17 protein-coding genes are annotated in these 20430 nt (G+C 64.0%); 12 read left to right on the top strand and 5 right to left on the bottom strand.

The features are described from left to right. Window positions 1-668 precede the first annotated feature (668 nt). From I8746_RS25995 to I8746_RS25980, 4 genes are all read left to right on the top strand, one after another. Window positions 669-1016, top strand: a complete 348-nt coding sequence (locus I8746_RS25995; RefSeq protein WP_003252272.1) for an ArsC family reductase — start codon at window positions 669-671, stop codon at window positions 1014-1016. Window positions 1017-1047: 31 nt separating this feature from the next. After that, entirely contained in the window at window positions 1048-2082 is a 1035-nt protein-coding gene (gene dapD, locus I8746_RS25990; protein ID WP_004574732.1) for a 2,3,4,5-tetrahydropyridine-2,6-dicarboxylate N-succinyltransferase, read from the top strand. A gap of 81 nt (window positions 2083-2163) precedes the next feature. Next, window positions 2164-3369, top strand: coding sequence for a cysteine desulfurase (locus I8746_RS25985; RefSeq protein WP_012053549.1), 1206 nt, complete (start codon window positions 2164-2166; stop codon window positions 3367-3369). Continuing rightward, a complete protein-coding gene (locus I8746_RS25980; RefSeq protein WP_012053550.1) occupies window positions 3366-3776 on the top strand; it encodes a SufE family protein in 411 nt (136 codons plus the stop codon). Before I8746_RS25985 ends, I8746_RS25980 begins: the two co-directional genes overlap by 4 nt. Before the next feature lie 108 nt (window positions 3777-3884). Here the strand turns inward: I8746_RS25980 and tcdA are convergent, their stop codons facing one another. After that, window positions 3885-4694 carry a tRNA cyclic N6-threonylcarbamoyladenosine(37) synthase TcdA gene (gene tcdA / locus I8746_RS25975; protein ID WP_012053551.1) on the bottom strand — a complete coding sequence of 270 codons (810 nt, stop codon included), beginning with the start codon at window positions 4692-4694 and terminating at the stop codon, window positions 3885-3887. 119 nt (window positions 4695-4813) lie between these two features. Here tcdA and I8746_RS25970 point away from each other — a divergent pair, with 119 nt between their 5' ends. From I8746_RS25970 to I8746_RS25955, 4 genes are all read left to right on the top strand, one after another. After that, on the top strand, window positions 4814-7405 hold the full coding sequence (locus tag I8746_RS25970; RefSeq protein WP_012053552.1) for a glycosyltransferase: 2592 nt from the start codon (window positions 4814-4816) through the stop codon (window positions 7403-7405). A gap of 190 nt (window positions 7406-7595) precedes the next feature. Continuing rightward, on the top strand, window positions 7596-8747 hold the full coding sequence (dapE, locus tag I8746_RS25965) for a succinyl-diaminopimelate desuccinylase (protein WP_004574734.1): 1152 nt from the start codon (window positions 7596-7598) through the stop codon (window positions 8745-8747). Next, window positions 8747-9559, top strand: coding sequence for a putative RNA methyltransferase (locus I8746_RS25960; protein ID WP_014754288.1), 813 nt, complete (start codon window positions 8747-8749; stop codon window positions 9557-9559). The genes dapE and I8746_RS25960 overlap by 1 nt, the downstream gene beginning before the upstream one ends. Window positions 9560-9576: 17 nt before the next feature. After that, complete coding sequence (locus I8746_RS25955; protein WP_012053554.1) at window positions 9577-9954, top strand: hypothetical protein; 378 nt, start codon at window positions 9577-9579, stop codon at window positions 9952-9954. A gap of 122 nt (window positions 9955-10076) precedes the next feature. On the opposite strand, the gene I8746_RS25950 is transcribed toward I8746_RS25955, so the two are convergent. Further along, on the bottom strand, window positions 10077-10286 hold the full coding sequence (locus I8746_RS25950; RefSeq protein WP_003252255.1) for a cold-shock protein: 210 nt from the start codon (window positions 10284-10286) through the stop codon (window positions 10077-10079). 233 nt (window positions 10287-10519) lie between these two features. Between I8746_RS25950 and plsB the strand changes: the two genes are divergently transcribed. From plsB to I8746_RS25935, 3 genes are all read left to right on the top strand, one after another. Then, window positions 10520-13006 (top strand): glycerol-3-phosphate 1-O-acyltransferase PlsB, encoded by a 2487-nt coding sequence (gene plsB, locus I8746_RS25945; RefSeq protein WP_180689358.1) that lies wholly within the window; start codon window positions 10520-10522, stop codon window positions 13004-13006. 76 nt (window positions 13007-13082) lie between these two features. Continuing rightward, on the top strand, window positions 13083-13481 hold the full coding sequence (locus I8746_RS25940; protein ID WP_003252249.1) for a YbaY family lipoprotein: 399 nt from the start codon (window positions 13083-13085) through the stop codon (window positions 13479-13481). Window positions 13482-13514: 33 nt separating this feature from the next. Continuing rightward, window positions 13515-14201 (top strand): DUF4197 domain-containing protein, encoded by a 687-nt coding sequence (locus I8746_RS25935; protein ID WP_003252248.1) that lies wholly within the window; start codon window positions 13515-13517, stop codon window positions 14199-14201. A gap of 312 nt (window positions 14202-14513) precedes the next feature. Here the strand turns inward: I8746_RS25935 and I8746_RS25930 are convergent, their stop codons facing one another. After that, entirely contained in the window at window positions 14514-17579 is a 3066-nt protein-coding gene (locus I8746_RS25930) for an efflux RND transporter permease subunit (RefSeq protein ID WP_221101177.1), read from the bottom strand. 6 nt (window positions 17580-17585) lie between these two features. Further along, window positions 17586-18686 carry an efflux RND transporter periplasmic adaptor subunit gene (locus I8746_RS25925; RefSeq protein WP_012053558.1) on the bottom strand — a complete coding sequence of 367 codons (1101 nt, stop codon included), beginning with the start codon at window positions 18684-18686 and terminating at the stop codon, window positions 17586-17588. 250 nt (window positions 18687-18936) lie between these two features. Between I8746_RS25925 and I8746_RS25920 the strand changes: the two genes are divergently transcribed. Then, complete coding sequence (locus tag I8746_RS25920) at window positions 18937-19578, top strand: TetR/AcrR family transcriptional regulator (protein ID WP_012053559.1); 642 nt, start codon at window positions 18937-18939, stop codon at window positions 19576-19578. 69 nt (window positions 19579-19647) lie between these two features. On the opposite strand, the gene I8746_RS25915 is transcribed toward I8746_RS25920, so the two are convergent. Continuing rightward, complete coding sequence (locus I8746_RS25915) at window positions 19648-20424, bottom strand: class I SAM-dependent methyltransferase (protein WP_221101176.1); 777 nt, start codon at window positions 20422-20424, stop codon at window positions 19648-19650. Window positions 20425-20430: the final 6 nt, after the last annotated feature.

The following is a 20430-nucleotide window of genomic DNA, read 5'->3' as shown; positions in this document are numbered from 1 at the left end:
GAATATGTAACATGATGATACTTAGGTTTGATGGTAGGGCCTGCCTTGAGTCTTGTAGCGCCTGCGAGATCGAGCGCCGCCCGCGCGGCGCTTCGCGGGTAAACCCGCTCCTACGTTTGTTTCGGGCCAGTATCGCCTGTGCCAGACCCGCGCGACCGCCTTGTTTGTACGACGCGATATCGAGGCGTGCGCCAAGAGATCGAGCGCCGCCAGGTTCCCGGCTTAAAAGATTCAGCGCCTTTGAGATCGAGCGCCGCCCGCGCGGCGCTTCGCGGGTAAACCCGCTCCTACATTTGTTTCGGGCCAGTATCGCCTGTGCCAGACCCGCGCGACCGCCTTGTTTGTACGACGCGATATCGAGGCGTGCGCCAAGGCGTTCGCGCGCAAATGCCACAGGCATAACTGGCCCGAAACAAACGTAGGAGCGGGTTTACCCGCGAAGCGCCGCGCGGGCGGCGCTCGATCTCACAGGCGCTGAATCTCTTAAGCCAGGAACCTGGCGGCGCTCGATCTCAAACGCGCTACAAGACTCAAGGCAGACCTAACCACGCCCCATCAAAACCCAAGACTTGCACACCCGTGGCGCTCCCTGTCTCGTTCCCGCATAATCCCGCGACTGACATCGAAAAACGGAGAGATTGGGGCAACCTGTATCCCCAATGTACACAATGACCTACACGCTCTACGGCATCAAAGCCTGTGACACCATGAAAAAGGCGCGTACCTGGCTCGAAGACAAAGCCATCGCCTACGAATTCCACGATTACAAAACCCAAGGCATCGACCGCGACAGCCTGAACCGCTGGTGCGACGAACACGGCTGGGAAGTCATCCTCAACCGTGCCGGCACCACCTTCCGCAAGCTGGACGACGCCAGCAAGGCAGACCTCGACCAGGCCAAGGCCGTCGAGCTGATGCTGGCCCAGCCGTCGATGATCAAACGCCCGGTGCTCGACCTTGGCGCGCGTACCCTGGTTGGCTTCAAGCCCGACCTGTACGCCGCTGCCCTGGCCTGAGCCCCCACCCTATTTCGCACGAGGTAATCACATGTCCAATACCCTGTTCAGCCTGGCCTTCGGTGTCGGCTCCCAGAACCGCCAGGGCGCCTGGCTGGAAGTGTTCTACGCACAACCGCTGCTCAACCCGAGCGCCGAACTGGTTGCTGCAGTAGCCCCTGTTCTCGGTTACGAAGGTGGCAACCAGGCCATCGCCTTCAGCAACGCCCAGGCCGCACAACTGGCCGAAGCCCTGAAAGGCGTGGACGCTGCCCAGGCCGCCCTGCTGACCCGCTTGGCAGAGAGCCACAAGCCGCTGGTCGCCACCCTGCTGGCCGAAGACGCTGCCCTGAGCTCGACCCCAGAGGCCTACCTCAAGCTGCACCTGCTGTCGCACCGCCTGGTCAAGCCGCATGGCGTAAGCCTGGCCGGTATCTTCCCGCTGCTGCCGAACGTGGCCTGGACCAACCAGGGCGCGGTCGACCTGGGCGAACTGGCCGAGCTGCAACTGGAAGCACGCCTGAAGGGCGAGCTGCTGGAAGTGTTCTCGGTGGACAAGTTCCCGAAAATGACCGACTACGTGGTCCCGGCCGGCGTGCGTATCGCCGACACCGCCCGTGTGCGCCTGGGCGCCTACATTGGCGAAGGCACCACCATCATGCACGAAGGCTTCGTCAACTTTAACGCGGGTACCGAAGGCCCGGGCATGATCGAAGGCCGCGTTTCCGCTGGCGTATTCGTCGGCAAGGGCTCGGACCTGGGCGGCGGCTGCTCGACCATGGGCACCCTGTCCGGTGGCGGCAACATCGTCATCAAAGTCGGCGAAGGCTGCCTGATCGGCGCCAACGCCGGTATCGGTATTCCGTTGGGCGACCGCAACACCGTCGAAGCCGGCCTGTACATCACCGCGGGCACCAAGGTGAACCTGCTGGACGAGAACAACGAACTGGTCAAAGTGGTCAAGGCCCGCGACCTGGCCGGCCAGACCGACCTGCTGTTCCGCCGCAACTCGCTGAACGGCGCGGTAGAGTGCAAGACCCACAAGTCGGCCATCGAGCTGAACGAAGCGCTGCACGCTCACAACTGAGAACCCTGCCGGGTTTGAGGTGTTAAGATCGGGTCTGGCGCCAATGCACCAGACCCGATTTTCATTCCAGGCCTCGCAAACATGTTCCAGCCCTCTCCCTGGCGTGCCGACTTCCCCGCCATCGCCGCCCTGCAACGGCAGCACCAGACCTATCTGGACAGCGCCGCCACCACCCAGAAGCCGCAAGCCCTGCTCGATGCCCTGAGCCATTACTACGGCCATGGCGCAGCCAACGTGCACCGTGCCCAGCATTTGCCAGGTGCGCTGGCGACCCAGGCCTTCGAAACCAGCCGCGACAAGGTCGCCACCTGGCTCAATGCCGCAGACTCGCGGCAGATCGTGTTCACCCACGGCGCCACCTCGGCACTGAACCTGCTGGCCTATGGCCTGGAGCACCGCCTCGAAGCCGGTGACGAAATTGCCATCAGTGCCCTGGAGCACCATGCCAACCTGTTGCCCTGGCAACAGCTGGCGCACCGGCGCAACCTGCGCCTGGTGGTGCTGCCACTGGACGCCCAGGGTCGTATCGACCAGGACCAGGCACTGCAACTGATCGGCCCGCGCACCCGAGTACTCGCCATCAGCCAGCTGTCCAACGTGCTGGGTACCTGGCAACCGCTGCCTGCGCTGCTGGCCCATGCCCGCGCCCAGGGCGCGCTGACGGTGGTTGATGGTGCCCAGGGCGTGGTGCATGGTCGCCAGGACATGCAGCAACTGGGCTGCGACTTCTATGTGTTTTCCAGCCACAAGCTGTACGGTCCGGACGGCGTCGGCGTGCTCTATGGCCGCGCCCAGGCCCTGAAGCTGTTGCGCCACTGGCAGTTCGGTGGCGAGATGGTGCAGCTGGCCGAGTACCACAGCGCCAGCTTCCGTCCCGCGCCCCTGGGCTTCGAAGCGGGTACGCCGCCGATTGCCGGGGTGATCGGCCTGGGTGCAACGCTGGACTACCTGGCCAGCCTCGATGCCCATGCGGTCGCAGCGCATGAAGCCAGCCTGCACCAGCACCTGCTGCGTGGCCTGGGCGACCGCGAGGGCGTGAGGGTGTTGGGCGCACCGCAGACGGCCCTGGCCAGTTTCGTCATCGAGGGCGTGCACAACGCCGATATCGCTCATTTGCTGACTGAACAGGGCATTGCCGTGCGTGCCGGTCACCACTGTGCCATGCCACTGCTGAAGGGGCTGGGGCTGGAGGGCGCGATACGGGTATCGCTGGGTTTGTACAACGACAGCGATGACGTGCAGCGTTTCTTCGACGCGCTGGACCAAGGCCTGGAGCTGTTGCGATGAGCCTGCCGGAACAGGCGCACCAAGCGCTGGAAGCGTTTCAACAGGGCAAAGGCTGGGAACAGCGTGCGCGGCTGTTGATGCAGTGGGGTGACCGCCTGGAGCCGCTGGCTGATGCCGAAAAGACCGAGGCCAACCGGGTGCATGGCTGCGAGAGCCTGGTGTGGCTGGTGGCCGAGCAGATCGAGGGCGTGTGGTGGTTCAAGGCCAGCAGCGATGCCCGCTTGTTGCGTGGGCTGCTGGCGCTGTTGCTGGTGCGGGTGCAGGGACTGGCCAGTGAGGAGCTGGCCGGGATTGATCTGCGCGAGTGGTTTACCCAGCTCGGGCTGGAACGCCAACTGTCGCCGTCGCGCAGCAATGGGCTGCATGCGGTGTTGCAGCGGATGGCGGAGTTGGCATCCAACCGCTGAATCGGCGCCGGTTTCTTCGCGGGCCTGCCCGCTCCCACAGGTACGGCATCATGCTTGAGAGAGATGCAATACCTGTAGCGGGCGGGCCCGCGAAGACGCCCACGCGGTCTATTCAGGCTTGACCCGTTCCGACGGCCGGCGCGCTCCAGCCACCAGTTTTTCTATCGCCTTGCTCGCCGCTACCATGCCAAAGGTCGCAGTCACCATCATCACCGCGCCAAAGCCACCCGAGCAGTCCAGCCGCACGCCTTCACCGACAAAGCTTTTCTGCAGGCAAACACTGCCATCACCCTTGGGGTAACGCAGCTGTTCACTGGAGAACACGCACGGCACGCCATAGTTACGGCTGACATTACGCGAGAAGTTGTAGTCGCGGCGCAGGGTGGAACGCACCCGTGAAGCCAATGGGTCGTTGAAGGTCTTGCTCAGGTCGGCGATCTGGATCTGCGTCGGGTCGATCTGCCCACCCGCGCCACCGGTAGTGACAATGGCAATCTTGCGCCGCCGACACCAGGCGATCAGCGCCGCCTTGGCCATGACGCTGTCGATGCAGTCGATCACGCAGTCGAGGTGCTCGGTGATGTACTCGGCCATGGTCTCGCGGGTGACGAAGTCGGCCACCGCATGCACCGTACACCCTGGGTTGATCGCCCGCAGGCGCTCGGCCATGACCTCGACCTTGGGCCGCCCCACCTGCCCTTCCAGCGCATGGGCCTGGCGGTTGGTGTTGCTGACGCAGACATCGTCCAGGTCGAACAGGGTAATCTCGCCCACGCCGCTGCGTGCCAGGGCTTCGGCCACCCACGAGCCCACCCCGCCAATACCGACCACAGCCACATGGGCCTGGCCCAGACGTTGCAGCCCCTGGTCGCCATACAGCCGGGCAACGCCGGCAAAGCGTGGATCTTCTGTGCTCATGTTCATACCCCAAAAAACCGGCGCGCATTATATGCCAGTGAACCCTTGGCCTGCATCGTTAGGAAAGAGACTGCCAACCCTGCTTTAATGTCCTATCACTTCCACATGAATGGACGACGATGTCTTCACGTAAATTCGGCCTGAACCTGGTAGTGGTGCTGGCCATCGCCGCACTGTTCACCGGGTTCTGGGCACTGATCAACCGCCCGGTCTCCGCCCCCGCCTGGCCAGAACAGATCTCTGGCTTTTCGTATTCGCCGTTCCGCCTGGGCGAAAGCCCACAGAAGGGTCAGTACCCCACCGACGACGAAATGCGTCAGGACCTGGAGCAACTGAGCAAACTGACCGACAGCATCCGTATCTATACCGTGGAAGGCACCCAGGCCGACGTCCCGCGCCTGGCCGAGGAGTTCGGCCTGCGGGTGACGCTGGGGATATGGATCAGCCCGGACCTGGAGCGCAACGAGCGCGAAATCGCCACGGCCATCCAGCTGGCCAACACGTCGCGCAGCGTGGTGCGGGTGGTGGTCGGCAACGAGGCGCTGTTCCGTGAAGAAGTCACACCGGAAAACCTGATCAAATACCTGGACCGCGTACGCGCAGCCGTGAAGGTGCCCGTGACCACCAGTGAACAATGGCACATCTGGAAGGAACATCCTGAGCTGGCCAGGCACGTCGACCTGATTGCCGCGCACATCCTGCCCTACTGGGAGTTCGTGCCGATGAAGGATTCGGTCGAGTTCGTCCTCGACCGCGCCCGTGAACTGAAGCACCAGTTCCCGCGCAAACCCCTGCTGCTGTCGGAAGTCGGCTGGCCGAGCAACGGCCGCATGCGCGGTGGTGCCGATGCCACACAGGCCGACCAGGCCATCTACTTGCGCACCCTGGTCAATACCCTCAACCGCCGTGGCTACAACTACTTTGTCATTGAAGCCTATGACCAACCCTGGAAGGCCAGCGACGAAGGGTCGGTAGGCGCCTACTGGGGCGTCTACAACGCCGAGCGCCAGCAGAAGTTCAACTTCGACGGCCCTGTGGTGGCGATCCCGCAGTGGCGGGCCCTGGCAGTGGCGTCGGTGGTGCTGGCAATGATCGCCCTGATGGTGCTGTTCATCGATGGCTCGGCCCTGCGCCAGCGTGGCCGTACCTTCCTGACGTTCATCACCTTCCTGTGCGGGTCGGTACTGGTGTGGATCGCCTATGACTACAGCCAGCAATACAGCACCTGGTTCAGCCTGACCGTGGGCGTGCTGCTGGCCCTCGGCGCGCTGGGCGTGTTCATCGTGTTGCTCACCGAGGCCCACGAACTGGCCGAGGCGGTCTGGATACACAAGCGCCGCCGCGAATTCCTGCCCGTGCAGGCCGACAGTGCCTACCGGCCCAAGGTGTCGGTGCATGTGCCGTGCTACAACGAGCCACCTGAGATGGTGAAACAGACCCTGGACGCCCTGGCCGCCCTGGACTACCCCGACTACGAAGTGCTGGTGATCGACAACAACACCAAGGACCCGGCCGTGTGGGAGCCACTCAAGGCCCACTGCGAAAAGCTTGGCGAGCGCTTCAAGTTCTTCCACGTCGCGCCGCTGGCCGGCTTCAAGGGCGGTGCGTTGAACTACCTGATCCCGCACACGGCAAAGGACGCCGAAGTGATCGCGGTTATCGACTCGGACTACTGCGTGGACCGCAACTGGCTCAAGCACATGGTGCCCCACTTCGCCGACCCGAAAATTGCCGTGGTGCAGTCACCGCAGGATTACCGCGACCAGCACGAAAGCGCCTTCAAGAAGCTGTGCTACAGCGAATACAAAGGCTTCTTCCACATCGGTATGGTTACCCGCAACGACCGTGACGCGATCATCCAGCACGGCACCATGACCATGACCCGGCGCAGCGTGCTGGAAGAACTGGGCTGGGCCGAGTGGTGCATCTGCGAGGACGCCGAACTGGGCCTGCGTGTGTTCGAGAAAGGCCTGTCCGCCGCCTACGCCCACAACAGCTACGGCAAGGGCCTGATGCCCGACACCTTCATCGACTTCAAGAAGCAACGCTTCCGCTGGGCCTACGGCGCCATCCAGATCATCAAGCACCACGCCGGCGCGCTGCTGCGCGGCAAAGGCAGCCAGCTGACCCGTGGCCAGCGCTACCACTTCCTGGCCGGCTGGCTACCGTGGATCGCCGATGGCATGAACATCTTCTTCACCATCGGCGCGCTGTTGTGGTCGGCGGCGATGATCATCGTGCCGCATCGGGTCGATCCGCCCCTGATGATCTTCGCCATCCCGCCGCTGGCGCTGTTCTTCTTCAAGGTCGGCAAGATCATCTTCCTGTACCGCCGAGCGGTGGGGGTGAACCTCAAGGATGCCTTCGCAGCTGCGCTGGCCGGGCTGGCGCTGTCGCACACCATCGCCAAGGCGGTACTGTATGGTTTCTTCACCAGCAGCATGCCGTTCTTCCGCACACCGAAGAACGCTGACAGCCATGGGTTGCTGGTGGCGATTTCCGAAGCCCGTGAAGAGCTGTTCATCATGTTGCTGCTGTGGGGCGCGGCGCTGGGCATCTACCTGGTTCAGGGGCTGCCGAGCTCGGACATGCGCTTCTGGGTGGCGATGTTGCTGGTGCAGTCGTTGCCTTATGTGGCAGCGCTGGTGATGGCGTTCCTGTCGTCGCTGCCCAAGCCCGCAGAAAAGGCTGCCCAAGCGCAGCAGGCTTGAGATTGCCGGGGCTGACCTGTGCAGCCCATTCGCGGGCACGCCCGCTCCCACGGGCCTGGCACAGGCATTCAGAGCTGTGCGGTACCTGATGGAGCGGGCGTGCCCGCGAATGGGCCGTGCTGCCCGAAACCATTTGATATAAGATAACGCCCCTCAGATTTCCCCGCCTTGCCTTGCCCCGGAGTCCCCCATGACGGCCCCTGCCGAGCTCTCGCCTACCCTTCAACTGGCCTGCGACCTGATCCGTCGCCCCTCGGTCACCCCCGTCGACGCCGATTGCCAGGCGCAGATGATGAACCGTCTGGGCGCCGTCGGTTTCCAGCTGGAGCCGATGCGCATTGAAGACGTCGACAACTTCTGGGCCACCCACGGCAGCCAGGATGGCCCGGTACTGTGTTTTGCCGGCCACACCGACGTGGTGCCTACCGGCCCGGTCCAGCAATGGCAGCATGAACCCTTCGAGGCACTGATCGACGCCGACGGCATGCTCTGTGGCCGTGGCGCCGCCGACATGAAGGGCAGCCTGGCGTCCATGGTCATCGCCAGCGAGCGCTTCGTGCAGGACTACCCGAACCACCGCGGCAAGGTCGCGTTTCTGATCACCAGCGACGAGGAAGGCCCGGCTCACCACGGCACCAAGGCGGTGGTCGAGCGCCTGAAAGCGCGCAACGAGCGTCTGGACTGGTGCATCGTCGGCGAACCGTCCAGCACCACCTTGCTGGGTGACGTGGTCAAGAACGGTCGCCGTGGTTCGCTGGGCGCCAAGCTGACCATACGCGGCAAACAGGGCCATGTGGCCTACCCACACCTGGCGCGCAACCCGATCCACCTGGCCGCCCCGGCCCTGGCGGAACTGGCTGCCGAACACTGGGACGAAGGCAACGCGTTCTTCCCACCCACCAGCTTCCAGATCTCCAACCTCAATTCCGGCACCGGCGCCACCAACGTGGTCCCGGGCGAGCTGACCGCGCTGTTCAACTTCCGCTTCTCTACCGAGTCCACCGTCGAAGGCTTGCAGGCGCGGGTGTCGGCGATTCTCGACAAGCATGAACTGGACTGGTCGGTCGACTGGGCATTGTCTGGCCTGCCGTTCCTGACCGAACCAGGCGAGCTGCTCGACGCCGTGGCGGCCAGCATCAAGGGCGTCACCGGTCGCGATACCCAGCCCTCCACCAGCGGCGGCACCTCCGATGGTCGCTTCATCGCAACCATGGGTACCCAGGTGGTCGAACTCGGCCCGGTCAACGCCACCATCCACCAGGTTGACGAGCGGATCCTGGCCAGCGACCTCGATCTGCTGACCGAAATCTACTACCAGACCCTGGTTCGGTTGCTCGCCTGATGCTTGCCTGCCCGCTTTGCCAGGCGCCGCTGAGCCGGCTCGACAATGGTGTGGTGTGCCCAGCCGGCCACCGCTTCGACCGCGCCCGCCAGGGTTACCTGAACCTGCTGCCGGTGCAGCACAAGAACAGCCGCGACCCCGGTGACAACCAGGCCATGGTCGAGGCACGCCGCGACTTTCTCGACGCTGGCCATTACGCGCCAGTCGCCCGCCGCCTGGCCGAGCTGGCCGCCGAGCGCCAGCCTGGCACCTGGCTGGACATCGGCTGCGGCGAGGGTTACTACACCGCACAGATCGCCCAGGCCTTGCCGGCCGCCGACGGCTATGCGCTGGACATCTCCCGCGAAGCGGTCAAGCGCGCCTGCCGCCGAGCACCGGCGGTCACCTGGATGGTCGCCAGCATGGCCCGCGTGCCGCTGACCGACGCCAGTTGCCAGTTCATCGCCAGCGTTTTCAGCCCGCTGGACTGGGCCGAGGCCAAGCGTTTGCTCAGCCCCGGCGGCGGCCTGATGCGGGTCGGCCCGACCAGCGGCCACCTGATGGAACTGCGTGAAGTGCTCTACGATGAAGTACGCCCTTACGCCGACGACAAGCACCTGGCCCTGGTCCCTGAAGGCATGGCCCATGCACACAGCGAAACCCTCGAGTTCCGCCTGAGCCTGGCCGCGCCCAAGGCCCGCGCCGATCTGCTGGCCATGACCCCACACGGCTGGCGTGCCAGCGCGGAAAAACGTGCCCGGGTGATCGACCAGCCCGAGCCGTTCGAGGTCACGGTTTCCATGCGTTATGACTATTTCGTGCGCCAAGACTGAGCACACCCGGAGCCCTTATGCGTCAACCTGATATCGAGATCTACCTGAAGGACGCCGACGTCGACCACAAGCAGATTGCCGAGTGGCTCGCCCAGGCAATCGGCCCGTGCACCGAGTGGAAGCAGAAAGGCCATACCTTCAAATGCAAGGCCGGTAACATTCCGGTCACTTGGTTACCCAAGGCTGTAGGGAAATGGAACAGCCTGTACCTGGAAAGCGACCAGACGCCGTGGGCCGATGACGTTGCCTGCGCCCGCGCCGCATTTGCCGCGCTGGGTGTGGAAGTGCGCTGCGCGCCGGGTGGCTGGGTTGAGGAAGACGGGGAAGAAGATGCTGACCGCTGGGTCCGCATCAGCGCCGACGGTGAAGAGGAAATCACCTGGCGTACATCATGAAACGGCAGGCTTGCTCGTTTCTGTAGGAGCGGGTTTACCCGCGAACACGGGCCACGCCCGTGGCAGCCACCGTGGTGGCTGCTTCGCGGGCAAGCCCGCTCCTACGGCTTGAAACCAGAGGCTCAGAGGCCCACTACGTCTTCGGCTTGCAGGCCTTTCTGGCCCTGCACGCAGGCGTACTCCACCCGCTGCCCTTCGACCAGGGTACGATGCCCCTCACCGCGGATCGCCCGATAGTGGACGAACACATCCGCACCACCTTCGCGCTGAATGAAGCCATAACCCTTGGCATCGTTGAACCACTTTACATTCCCAGTCTCACGAGACGACATCTGAACTACTCCGGATTTTTATTGTGAAGATCGCCTTGCAGGCATGAGGTCACCTGCCCCGTGCCAACGCCGCTTGCCGAAATATCCTGCAAGTGGCAGGCCGAGTATATGACACAGAACAAAAAAAATTGATGACGGCGCCGCCGTTGGCCGAATTTTGCTGAACTTACGCCGATACGGCAGACTAAATAGCAGAATACCCACCTGAACATCACACCCAGGGCACACACCCCATGACCCGTTCCCCCCTGCACCGCCTGATCTTCGGCGGCCTGCGTCGCCTGTTGTACCTGTGGGTGCGCTCCGAGACCATCAACCAGTCTTCCATGACCCTCAACCTCGACCGCAGCCGGCCGGTGTTCTATGCGCTGCCCTCGCCCGCGCTCACCGACCTGGCCGTGCTCGACCACGAGTGCACCAAGGCGGGGCTACCGCGCCCGGTGCTGCCGGTAGCTGTCGGCCCACTGCAGGAACCCGCCGCGTTCTTCTACCTGACCCCCGACCCGGACTGGCTCGGCCGCCAGGACAAAAGCGGCGCCCCGCCCACCCTCGAGCGCCTGGTGGCTGCCGTCAGCCAGCATGCTGAAGAAGATGCGCAGATCATTCCTGTCAGCGTGTTCTGGGGCCAGACCCCGGCCAGCGAGTCCAGCCCCTGGAAGCTGCTGTTCGCCGACAGCTGGGCGGTAACCGGGCGCCTGCGCCGGCTGCTGACCGTACTGATCCTGGGGCGCAAGACCCGGGTACAGTTCTCCGCGCCAATCCACCTGCGCGAGCTGGTGCAGCACAACAAAGGCCACGAGCGCACCGTGCGCATGGCCCAGCGCCTGATGCGCGTGCACTTTCGCAACCTCAAGACTGCCGTCATCGGCCCGGACATCTCGCACCGACGCACCCTGGTCAAAGGCCTGGTCCATGCCCCGCAAGTGCGCCAGGCGATTGCCGACGAAGCGCAGCGCGAGAACCTGCCGCTGGCCAAAGCCGAGGCCCAGGCACTGCGCTATGGCAACGAGATAGCCTCGGACTACACCTATACCGCCATCCGCTTCCTCGAAGTGGTGCTCAGCTGGTTCTGGAACAAGATCTACGACGGCATCAAGGTCAACCACATCGAACAGGTGCAGGGTATCGCCCCTGGCCATGAAGTGATCTACGTGCCGTGCCACCGCAGCCACATCGACTACCTGCTGCTGTCGTACCTGCTGTTCCGCAACGGCCTCACTCCGCCGCACGTGGCTGCAGGCATCAACCTCAACATGCCGGTGGTGGGTAACCTGCTACGCCGTGGTGGCGCCTTCTTCATGCGCCGCACGTTCAAGGGCAACCCGCTTTACACGGCGGTGTTCAATGAGTACCTGCATACCCTGTACACCAAGGGCTTCCCGGTCGAGTACTTCGTCGAAGGCGGCCGCTCGCGCACCGGGCGCATGTTGCAGCCGCGCACCGGGATGCTGGCCATTACCCTGCGCAGCTTCCTGCGTTCGTCGCGTACGCCAATCGTGTTCGTGCCGGTGTACATCGGCTACGAGCGCGTGCTTGAAGGCCGTACCTACCTGGGCGAACTGCGCGGCGCCAGCAAGAAGAAGGAGTCGGTGCTGGACATCTTCAAGGTGTTCGGCGCACTCAAGCAGCGCTTTGGCCAGGTCTACGTCAACTTCGGCGAACCCATCCGCCTGGCTGGCTTCCTCGACCAGCAGCAGCCCGGCTGGCGTGAACAGGATCACGGTCCGCAGTACCGGCCGGACTGGCTCAACGCCACCACCGCCCGCCTGGGAGAAACCGTGGCCCGTCACCTCAACGAGGCGGCCGCCATCAACCCGGTCAACCTGGTGGCCCTGGCACTGCTGTCCACCAGCCGCCTTGCCCTGGACGAGCGCGCCCTGACCCGCGTTCTCGACCTGTACCTGGCGCTGCTGCGCCAAGTGCCCTACTCGCCGCACACCACCCTGCCCGAGGGCGACGGCCAGGCACTGATCGAACATGTGCGCAGCATGAACCTGGTGGCCGAGCAGAAGGACGCCCTGGGCCGCATCCTCTACCTGGATGAAGGCAACGCGGTGCTGATGACCTACTACCGCAACAACGTGCTACACATCTTCGCCCTGCCGGCGCTGCTGGCCAGCTTCTTCCTCAGCAGTTCACGCATGAGCCGCCAACTGCTGGGCCAGTATGTGCACGCGCTTTACCCCTACCTACAAGCCGAACTGTTCCTGCGCTGGACGCCAGAACAGCTGGACGAGGTCATCGACCAATGGCTGGTCGCGCTGGTGGAACAGGGCCTGCTGCGCCAGGACAACGACCTGTACGTGCGCCCGGCGCCCAGCTCGCGGCAGTTCGTGTTGCTGACCCTGCTCGCCCGCACCATCACCCAGACCCTGCAGCGCTTCTACATGGCCACCTCGCTGCTGATCAACAGCGGGCAGAACAGCCTGAGCGCCGAAGCGCTGGAAGACCTGTGCGTGATGATGGCCCAACGCCTGTCGATCCTGCATGGCCTGAACGCACCGGAGTTCTTCGACAAGACGCTGTTCCGCCACTTCATCCAGACCCTGCTCCAGCAAGGGGTGCTGCACGCCGATGCGCAAGGCAAGCTGGGTTATCACGACAAACTCGGCGAGCTGGCCGAGGGCGTGGCCAAGCGAGTGCTGTCAGCCGAGCTGCGCCTGTCGATCCGCCAAGTGGCCCTGCACCGTGACGACGGGTTGGAAACTTCGACCCTCTAACGGTTCATCGGTCGGCAAAATCCGCTAAAGTCCGTGGGGTTGGCCACAAGCCAGCTCCAAGGACACCGGAGATTCCATGAAAAAGCTCTTTATGCTGTGTTGCGCATCCCTGCTTGCAGCCTGCTCCAGCCAAACCCCACCCAACCAGGCCAGCCTGGACGGTGAAGTCTTCTACCTGCAGCGCATTGCCCTGCCGCCTGCCGCCACCCTGAGCGTGGAACTGCAGGATGTGTCGCTGATGGACGCCCCTGCCGTGACCCTGGCGCGCCAGGCCGGCCCGGTCAAAGGCAACGTGCCGCTGCCGTTCCATCTCACCTATGACCCCGCGCAGGTCAAGCCTGGCCACCGCTATGCGGTGAGCGCGCGCATCGAGCTGAATGGCAAGTTGCTGTTCATCAATACCGAACACCACGGTGTCGCGCTTGATGGCAGTGACCCGCAATCGGTACGCATCAAGGTAGATCAGGTTCGCTGATACCCGCACTCATCCGTTTACAAGGAAAGCTTCATGATCCGCACTTCCCTGCGCTTCACCACCCTGTGCGCCGGCCTGCTGCTGTCGGCCAGTGCCCTGGCCCTGTCGCTGGGCGACCTCAGCCAGAAAGACGCCACCGGCGGCCTGAAAGATGCCCTGACCCAAGGTGCGCAGCTGGCCGTCAAGCAACTGAGCACCCCAGGCGGCTTCAGCAACAACCCGGACGTGCGCATCGAGCTGCCAGGCAACCTGGGCAAAGCCGCCAAGGCGATGAAAATGTTCGGCAAGGGTGAACAGGTCGAAGCCCTGGAAACCAGCATGAACAAGGCCGCCGAGGCCGCCGTGCCGCAGGCCCAGGCGATTCTGGTGGATGCCGTGAAGAACATGAGCGTGACCGACGCCAAAGGCATCCTCAGCGGCGGTGACGACTCGGCCACCCAGTACCTGAACAAAAGCAGCCGCGAGCAGATCCGCGCCAAGTTCCTGCCAATCGTCAAGCAGGCCACCGACAAGGTTGGCGTGGCCCAGCAGTACAATGCCTTCGCCGCCCAGGCCAAAGGCCTGGGGCTGGTCAAGGATGACGCCAATATCGAGAACTACGTGACCGAGAAGGCGTTGGATGGCTTGTTCGAGATGATCGGCAAACAGGAGCAGAGCATTCGCCAGAACCCGGCAGCTGCGGCTACCAGCCTGGCCAAGAAGGTCTTCGGCGCGCTGTAGGAGCGGGTTCACCCGCGAAAGGGCCGGGCCTGCTGGCCAATTTTCACCAGCCGTTCACCGTTGCTGCCGCTACCGTATTCGCGGGTAAACCCGCTCCTACACTGATCGAAAAGCCTGCGCGGTCCTCTGTAGGAGCGGGTTCACCCGCGAAAGGGCCAGGCCTGCTGGCCAATTTTCACCAGCCGCTCACCGTTGCTGCCGCCACCGTATTCGCGGGTAAACCCGCTCCTAAACGGCGGCGGGGTTGGACACAGGCCGTCGTAGGAGCGGGTTTACCCGCGAAGGGAGGGCTAAGCCCTCCCCCTGCGGTCTTCAGCCCTTCTTCACCCTGAACCACGCCGCATACAACGCCGGCAGGAACAGCAGTGTAAGCACCGTGGCCACGATCAACCCACCCATGATCGCCACCGCCATCGGTCCATAGAACACACTACGTGACAACGGGATCATGGCCAGCACCGCCGCCAGCGCGGTCAGCACGATCGGTCGGAAGCGCCGCACCGTAGCCTCGATGATCGCCTGCCAGCGCTCCATCCCCGCTGCGATGTCCTGCTCGATCTGGTCCACCAGGATCACCGAGTTGCGCATGATCATCCCCGCTAACGCAATGGTGCCGAGCATGGCGACAAAGCCGAACGGCTGGCGGAACACCAGCAGGAACAGGGTCACACCGATCAGCCCCAGCGGCGCGGTGAGGAACACCATCACCGTGCGCGAGAAACTGCGCAGCTGGATCATCAGCAAGCTCAGGACTACCACGATGAACAGTGGCATGCCGGCATTCACCGACTTCTGCCCACGCTCGGAATCCTCCACCGTGCCGCCCACCTCCAGCAGGTAGCCATCGGGCAGCTTGGCGCGGATTTCCTGCAGGGTCGGCAAAATCTGCTTCACCAGCGTCGCCGGCTGCTCCTGGTCGTAGATATCGGCACGCACGGTCACCGTCGGCAAGCGGTTGCGGTGCCAGATAATGCCTTCTTCAAAGCCGTACTCCAGGGTCGCCACCTGCGACAACGCCACGCTCTGGCCATTGTCGGTGGGCAACGCCAGGCTACCCAGGTTGCCCAGCTCGCTGCGTTCCTGCCGGGTGCCGCGCAGCAGGATCTCGATCAGTTCGTTGTCCTCGCGGTACTGGCTGACCGTGGTACCGATCAGCGAGCTTTGCAGGAAGCTCGCCAGGTGCGAAGTGCTCACGCCCAGCGCACGGGCGCGGTCCTGGTCGATTTCGAGGAACACCGCCTTGCTGGGTTCCTCCCAGTCCAGGTGCACGTTCACCACATGCGGATTCTCGCGCACCTTGTCAGCCACTTCACGGGCCAGTGCACGGGCCTTCTCGATATGCTCGCCAGTGACCCGGAACTGCACCGGGTAACCCACGGGTGGGCCATTTTCCAGACGCGTGACCCGGGCGCGCAGGTCGGGGAACTGCTGGTCCACCGTGCTGATCAGCCAACTGCGCAGGCGTTCGCGGTCTTCCATCGACTTGGCCAGCACCACGAACTGGGCAAAGCTGGCTGCCGGCAGTTGCTGGTCCAGCGGCAGGTAGAAGCGCGGCGAGCCGGTGCCCACATAGGCCACGTAGTTGTCGATACCGTCCTGCTGCTTGAGCAGTGCCTCCAGCTGCTTGACCCGCTCGGCGGTATTGGCCAGCGAGGCGCCTTCGGCCAGCTTCAGGTCAACCATCAGCTCCGGACGCCCGGAGGCCGGGAAGAACTGCTGGGGTACGAAGCGGAACAGCAGGAGGCTGCCGACAAAAGCGGCAACGGTCAGCAGGATTACCGTCTTGCGCCGCCGTACGCACCACTCCACCAGCCGTCGCACGCGCTGGTAGAACGGGGTGGCGTAGGGGTCGGGCGCATGGCCGTCCTTGCCATGACGCGCCGCATGCAGCTTGGCCAGGTCGGGTAGCAGGCGCTCACCCAGGTAAGGCACGAACAACACGGCCGCCACCCAAGAGGTCAGCAAAGCGATGGTGACCACCTGGAAGATCGACCGGGTGTATTCGCCCGTGCTGGAGGCCGCGGTGGCAATCGGCAGAAAGCCTGCTGCCGTGATCAGCGTCCCGGTGAGCATCGGGAAGGCCGTACTCGTCCAGGCATAGCTAGCTGCCTTGAGGCGGTCATAGCCCTGCTCCATCTTGATCGCCATCATCTCCACAGCAATGATCGCGTCGTCCACCAGCAAGCCCAAGGCCAGCACCAGCGCGCCAAGGGAAATCTTGTGCAGGCCGATGCCGAAGTAATGCATGGCGGCAAAGGTCATGGCCAACACCAGCGGAATGGCCAGCGCCACCACCAGGCCAGTGCGCAGGCCCAGCGAGAAGAAGCTCACCAGCAGCACAATGACCAACGCTTCGACCAGCACCTGCACGAACTCGCCCACGCCGGCCTTGACCGCCGCCGGTTGATCCGAAACCTTGCGCAGCGCCATGCCGGCAGGCAGGTTATGCGCCAGGCGCTCGAACTCGCCTTCCAGGGCCTTGCCCAGTACCAGGATGTCGCCACCGTCTTTCATCGACACCGCCAGGCCAATGGCATCCTCGCCCATGAAGCGCATGCGCGGTGCAGGTGGGTCGTTGAAGCCACGGTGCACCTCGGCGACATCACCAATCCGGAAGGTGCGATCCCCCACGCGAATGGGGAACTGGCGGATCTGCTCGACACTGTCGAAACGCCCGCTCACGCGCAGTTGCAAGCGCTCGCTGGGCGTCTCGAAGAAACCGGCGGTGCTCACCGCGTTCTGTTCTTGCAACGCCTTCTGCACGGCTTCCAGGGGCACGCCGAGGGTGGCCAGCTTGAGGTTGGACAGCTCGATCCAGACTTTCTCGTCCTGCAGGCCGATCAACTCGACCTTGCCCACATCCTTGACCCGCTGCAGCTGGATCTGGATACGGTCGGCGTAGTCCTTGAGCACCGCGTAGTCAAAGCCCTCGCCAGTCAGCGCATAGATATTGCCGAAGGTGGTGCCGAACTCGTCGTTGAAGAACGGGCCCTGGATCTCCGGCGGCAAGGTGTGGCGAATGTCCGCAACCTTCTTGCGGATCTGGTACCACAACTCGGGGATGTCCTTGGAGTGCAGCGAGTCGCGGGCCATGAAAGTAACCTGCGATTCACCGGGGCGAGAGAACGAGACGATTCTCTCGTACTCACCGGTTTCCATCAGCTTCTTTTCGATGCGCTCGGTCACCTGTCGCGACACTTCTTCAGCGCTGGCGCCTGGCCACAGGGTGCGGATGACCATGGCCTTGAAGGTGAATGGCGGATCCTCGCTCTGGCCAAGCTTGGTGTACGACATGGCGCCAATGACCGCCAGCAGGATCATCAGGAACAGGACGATCTGGCGGTTGCGCAGCGCCCAGGCAGAAAGGTTGAAACCCATCGGGACTTACTCCTTGGCCGTCAGGTTCACTACACGGTTGCTGCGGTCAACGGGGCGTACCTCCTGGCCCTCGCGCAGTACATGGCCACCAGCGGCAACCACCCAGTCACCCGGGTCCAGGCCTTCGAGCACCGGCACACTGTCGCTGCCATAAGCCCCCAGGCGCACGGTCGCCCGCTCCAGGCGGCTTTCCTTGTTCACCCGCCAGACATAGGCCTGACCGTTTTCCGCCGTCACGGCCGACAGCGGTACCGCCAGCGGGATCAGCCCGTCCTTGGCGATGAACACCCGGGCGCTCTGGCCCAGTTCAGCCGGTACAGCGGCCGTGGTAAAGGCGATGCGCGCCGCGAACGTGCGCGAGCGCGGGTCGGCGGCCGGTGACAGCTCGCGAATGCGCCCCTGGAAACGCGCCTGCGGGTGCGACCACAGCTCCACGCTCACCGGTTGGCCCACAGCGAAGCGGGCAAACTGCTGCTCCGGCAGGCCGATGGCTACTTCTCGCTCGCCATCGGCGGCAAGGGTGAACACGGTCTGCCCGGCGGCGACCACCTGGCCCACTTCAACCTGGCGCTTGGCAATCACCCCGGCCTGCGGCGCACGCAATACGGCATATTCGGCCTGGTTGCCCGCCACATCGAACTCGGCCTTGGCCTGCTTCAGACGGGCAAGGCCGGCGCGGTAGAGGTTTTCGGCGTTGTCGAACTGGGAGTGGCTGACCATCTGCCGTTCCAGCAGCTTCTGGTAGCGGTCGCGCTCGGCGCGCACCAATGCCAGGTTGGCCTCGGCAGCCGCCAGCTGGGCGCGATTGGCTTCAAGTTGCAGGCGCACGTCCTGCGGGTCCAGCTCGGCCAGCGGCTGGTCGGCCTTCACCCGCTGCCCCTCCTCCACCAGGCGCTTGCTGACCTTGCCGCCAATGCGGAAGGCCAGCTCCGGCTCGAAGCGCGCGCGCACTTCGCCGGGGTAACTGTCGGCAGCGGCTTCGGCCGGCTGTGGCTGCACCACCAGCGCCGGGCGCGGCGCGGCGGGTGGGGCAGCTTCCTGGCCACACGCCGCCAGAAGCAGGGCAGCAGCGGCGGGCAGAGCGATGGACAAGGCATGGCGCAACATGATGAATCCTTTCGCGGAGTGCACATTTAATATTTGTACTGGCTGGTATATTAAATCAGCGCAACGATGCCGGGAAGGGCATGCGCTGGCTTTTCGACGACCTGGCTGGAGCCCTCTGGCGCCTGTGAGATCAAGCGGCGGCTGAACGCCCACCCTGTCGATCAACTGAACGCTGGCAGGCCGCAGGTAAATGTGAGCTAGGTTTAGCCGTATCGCGGCTGACCCGTTAAGATGGGGATTCTTAAACCAGATGCAGACCACAATGCTCAACGACGCACCCATCGGCCCAGGCCGGCCCAAGGACCTGGCCAAGCGCGAGGCGATCCTCGAAGCGGCCAAGGCGCTGTTCCTCAGCCTTGGCTATGCCAACACCAGCATGGATGCGGTCGCTGCGGCGGCAGGTGTTTCAAAACTCACCGTGTACAGCCACTTCACCGACAAACAGACCCTCTTCTGCTCGGCGGTCATGGCCACCTGCCAGGTCCAGTTGCCTGACCTGCTGTTCGAGTATCCCGAAGGGGTACCGGTGGAAGAAGTGCTGCTGACCATTGCCCGCAACTTCCAGGCGCTTATCAGCAGTGACGAAGCGATCAAGCTCAGCCGCCTGATCATGGCCCAGGGCAGCCTGGACCCGAGTTTTGGCGAGTACTTTTACGAAGCCGGGCCCAAGCGCGTGCTCGCAGGCATGGAAGCGCTACTGCGCGGGGCTCATGAGCGTGGGCTGCTGCGCATCGACAACCCGCTGCGCGCCGCGGAGCACTTCTTCTGCCTGGTCAAAGGGGCACCGGATTACCGGTTGCTGCTGGGATGTGCGGGGCCGCTGGAAGGCGATGAAGCCGAGGCGCATGTGCGCGAGGTGGTGGGGGTGTTCTTGAGGGCATTCAAACCCTGATATCTGGATATTTTTGCAGGCCTCTTCGCGAACTTACCCGCGAAGAGGCCTGGGCAGGCCACACAAACGTCAGGCTTTCAACGCCTTCTTCGGATAAATGTCATACCGGCTCGACTTGCCTTCCAGGCTGTGACTGGGCTTCGGCCCGTCGATGATCGGTGCCTTGCGCGGGCGCTTCACCACCACCCGATGGCTGGCCAGCGCCAGGGCGGCTTCGAGCAGCGCCGGGGCATCCAGGTCATCGCCCACCAAAGGCCGGAACACGCGCATTTCCTTTTTCACCAGGGCGCTCTTGTCCCGGTGCGGGAACATCGGGTCGAGGTAGATCACCTGCGGCGCCTCCCCTTCCCAGGCGCGCATGCGCTCGATGGCGTTGCCGGTCAGCAGGCGCATGCGCCCGACAATCGGGCCCACTTCTTCGTCCGCTCGCGCCCGCGCCAGGCCGTCCTCCAGCAGCGCGGCAATCAGCGGCTGGCGCTCGATCAGGGTCATCTGGCAGCCAAGGCTGGCCAGCACGAACGCGTCCTTGCCCAACCCCGCCGTGGCATCCAGCACCTGCGGCCGGATACCTTGGGCAATGCCCACAGCCTTGGCGATCATCTGCCCGTTGCCACCGCCAAACTGGCGGCGATACGCAGCCTGGCCTTCGACGAAGTCCACACGCACCGGCCCGGGTGCCTGCGGGCCCAGTTGCTGAATCTGCAAGCCGTCGGCGCCCACCTGCACCGCGAAGGCGGCGGTATCGTCCTGCAGCGGCAGGCCCAGGCGTTCAGCCCACGCCCTGGCCTGTTGCGCATACTCAGCTGCCATCGCCTCGACCCTGATACCCGTGCCTTGCTCTTCCATCGTTCA

This window comes from Pseudomonas sp. USTB-Z (assembly GCF_019691255.1).
GTDB lineage: Bacteria > Pseudomonadota > Gammaproteobacteria > Pseudomonadales > Pseudomonadaceae > Aquipseudomonas > Aquipseudomonas alloputida.
The sequence above is the reverse complement of the archived record's forward strand: the minus strand, read 5'-3'. Positions and strand labels throughout refer to the sequence as shown.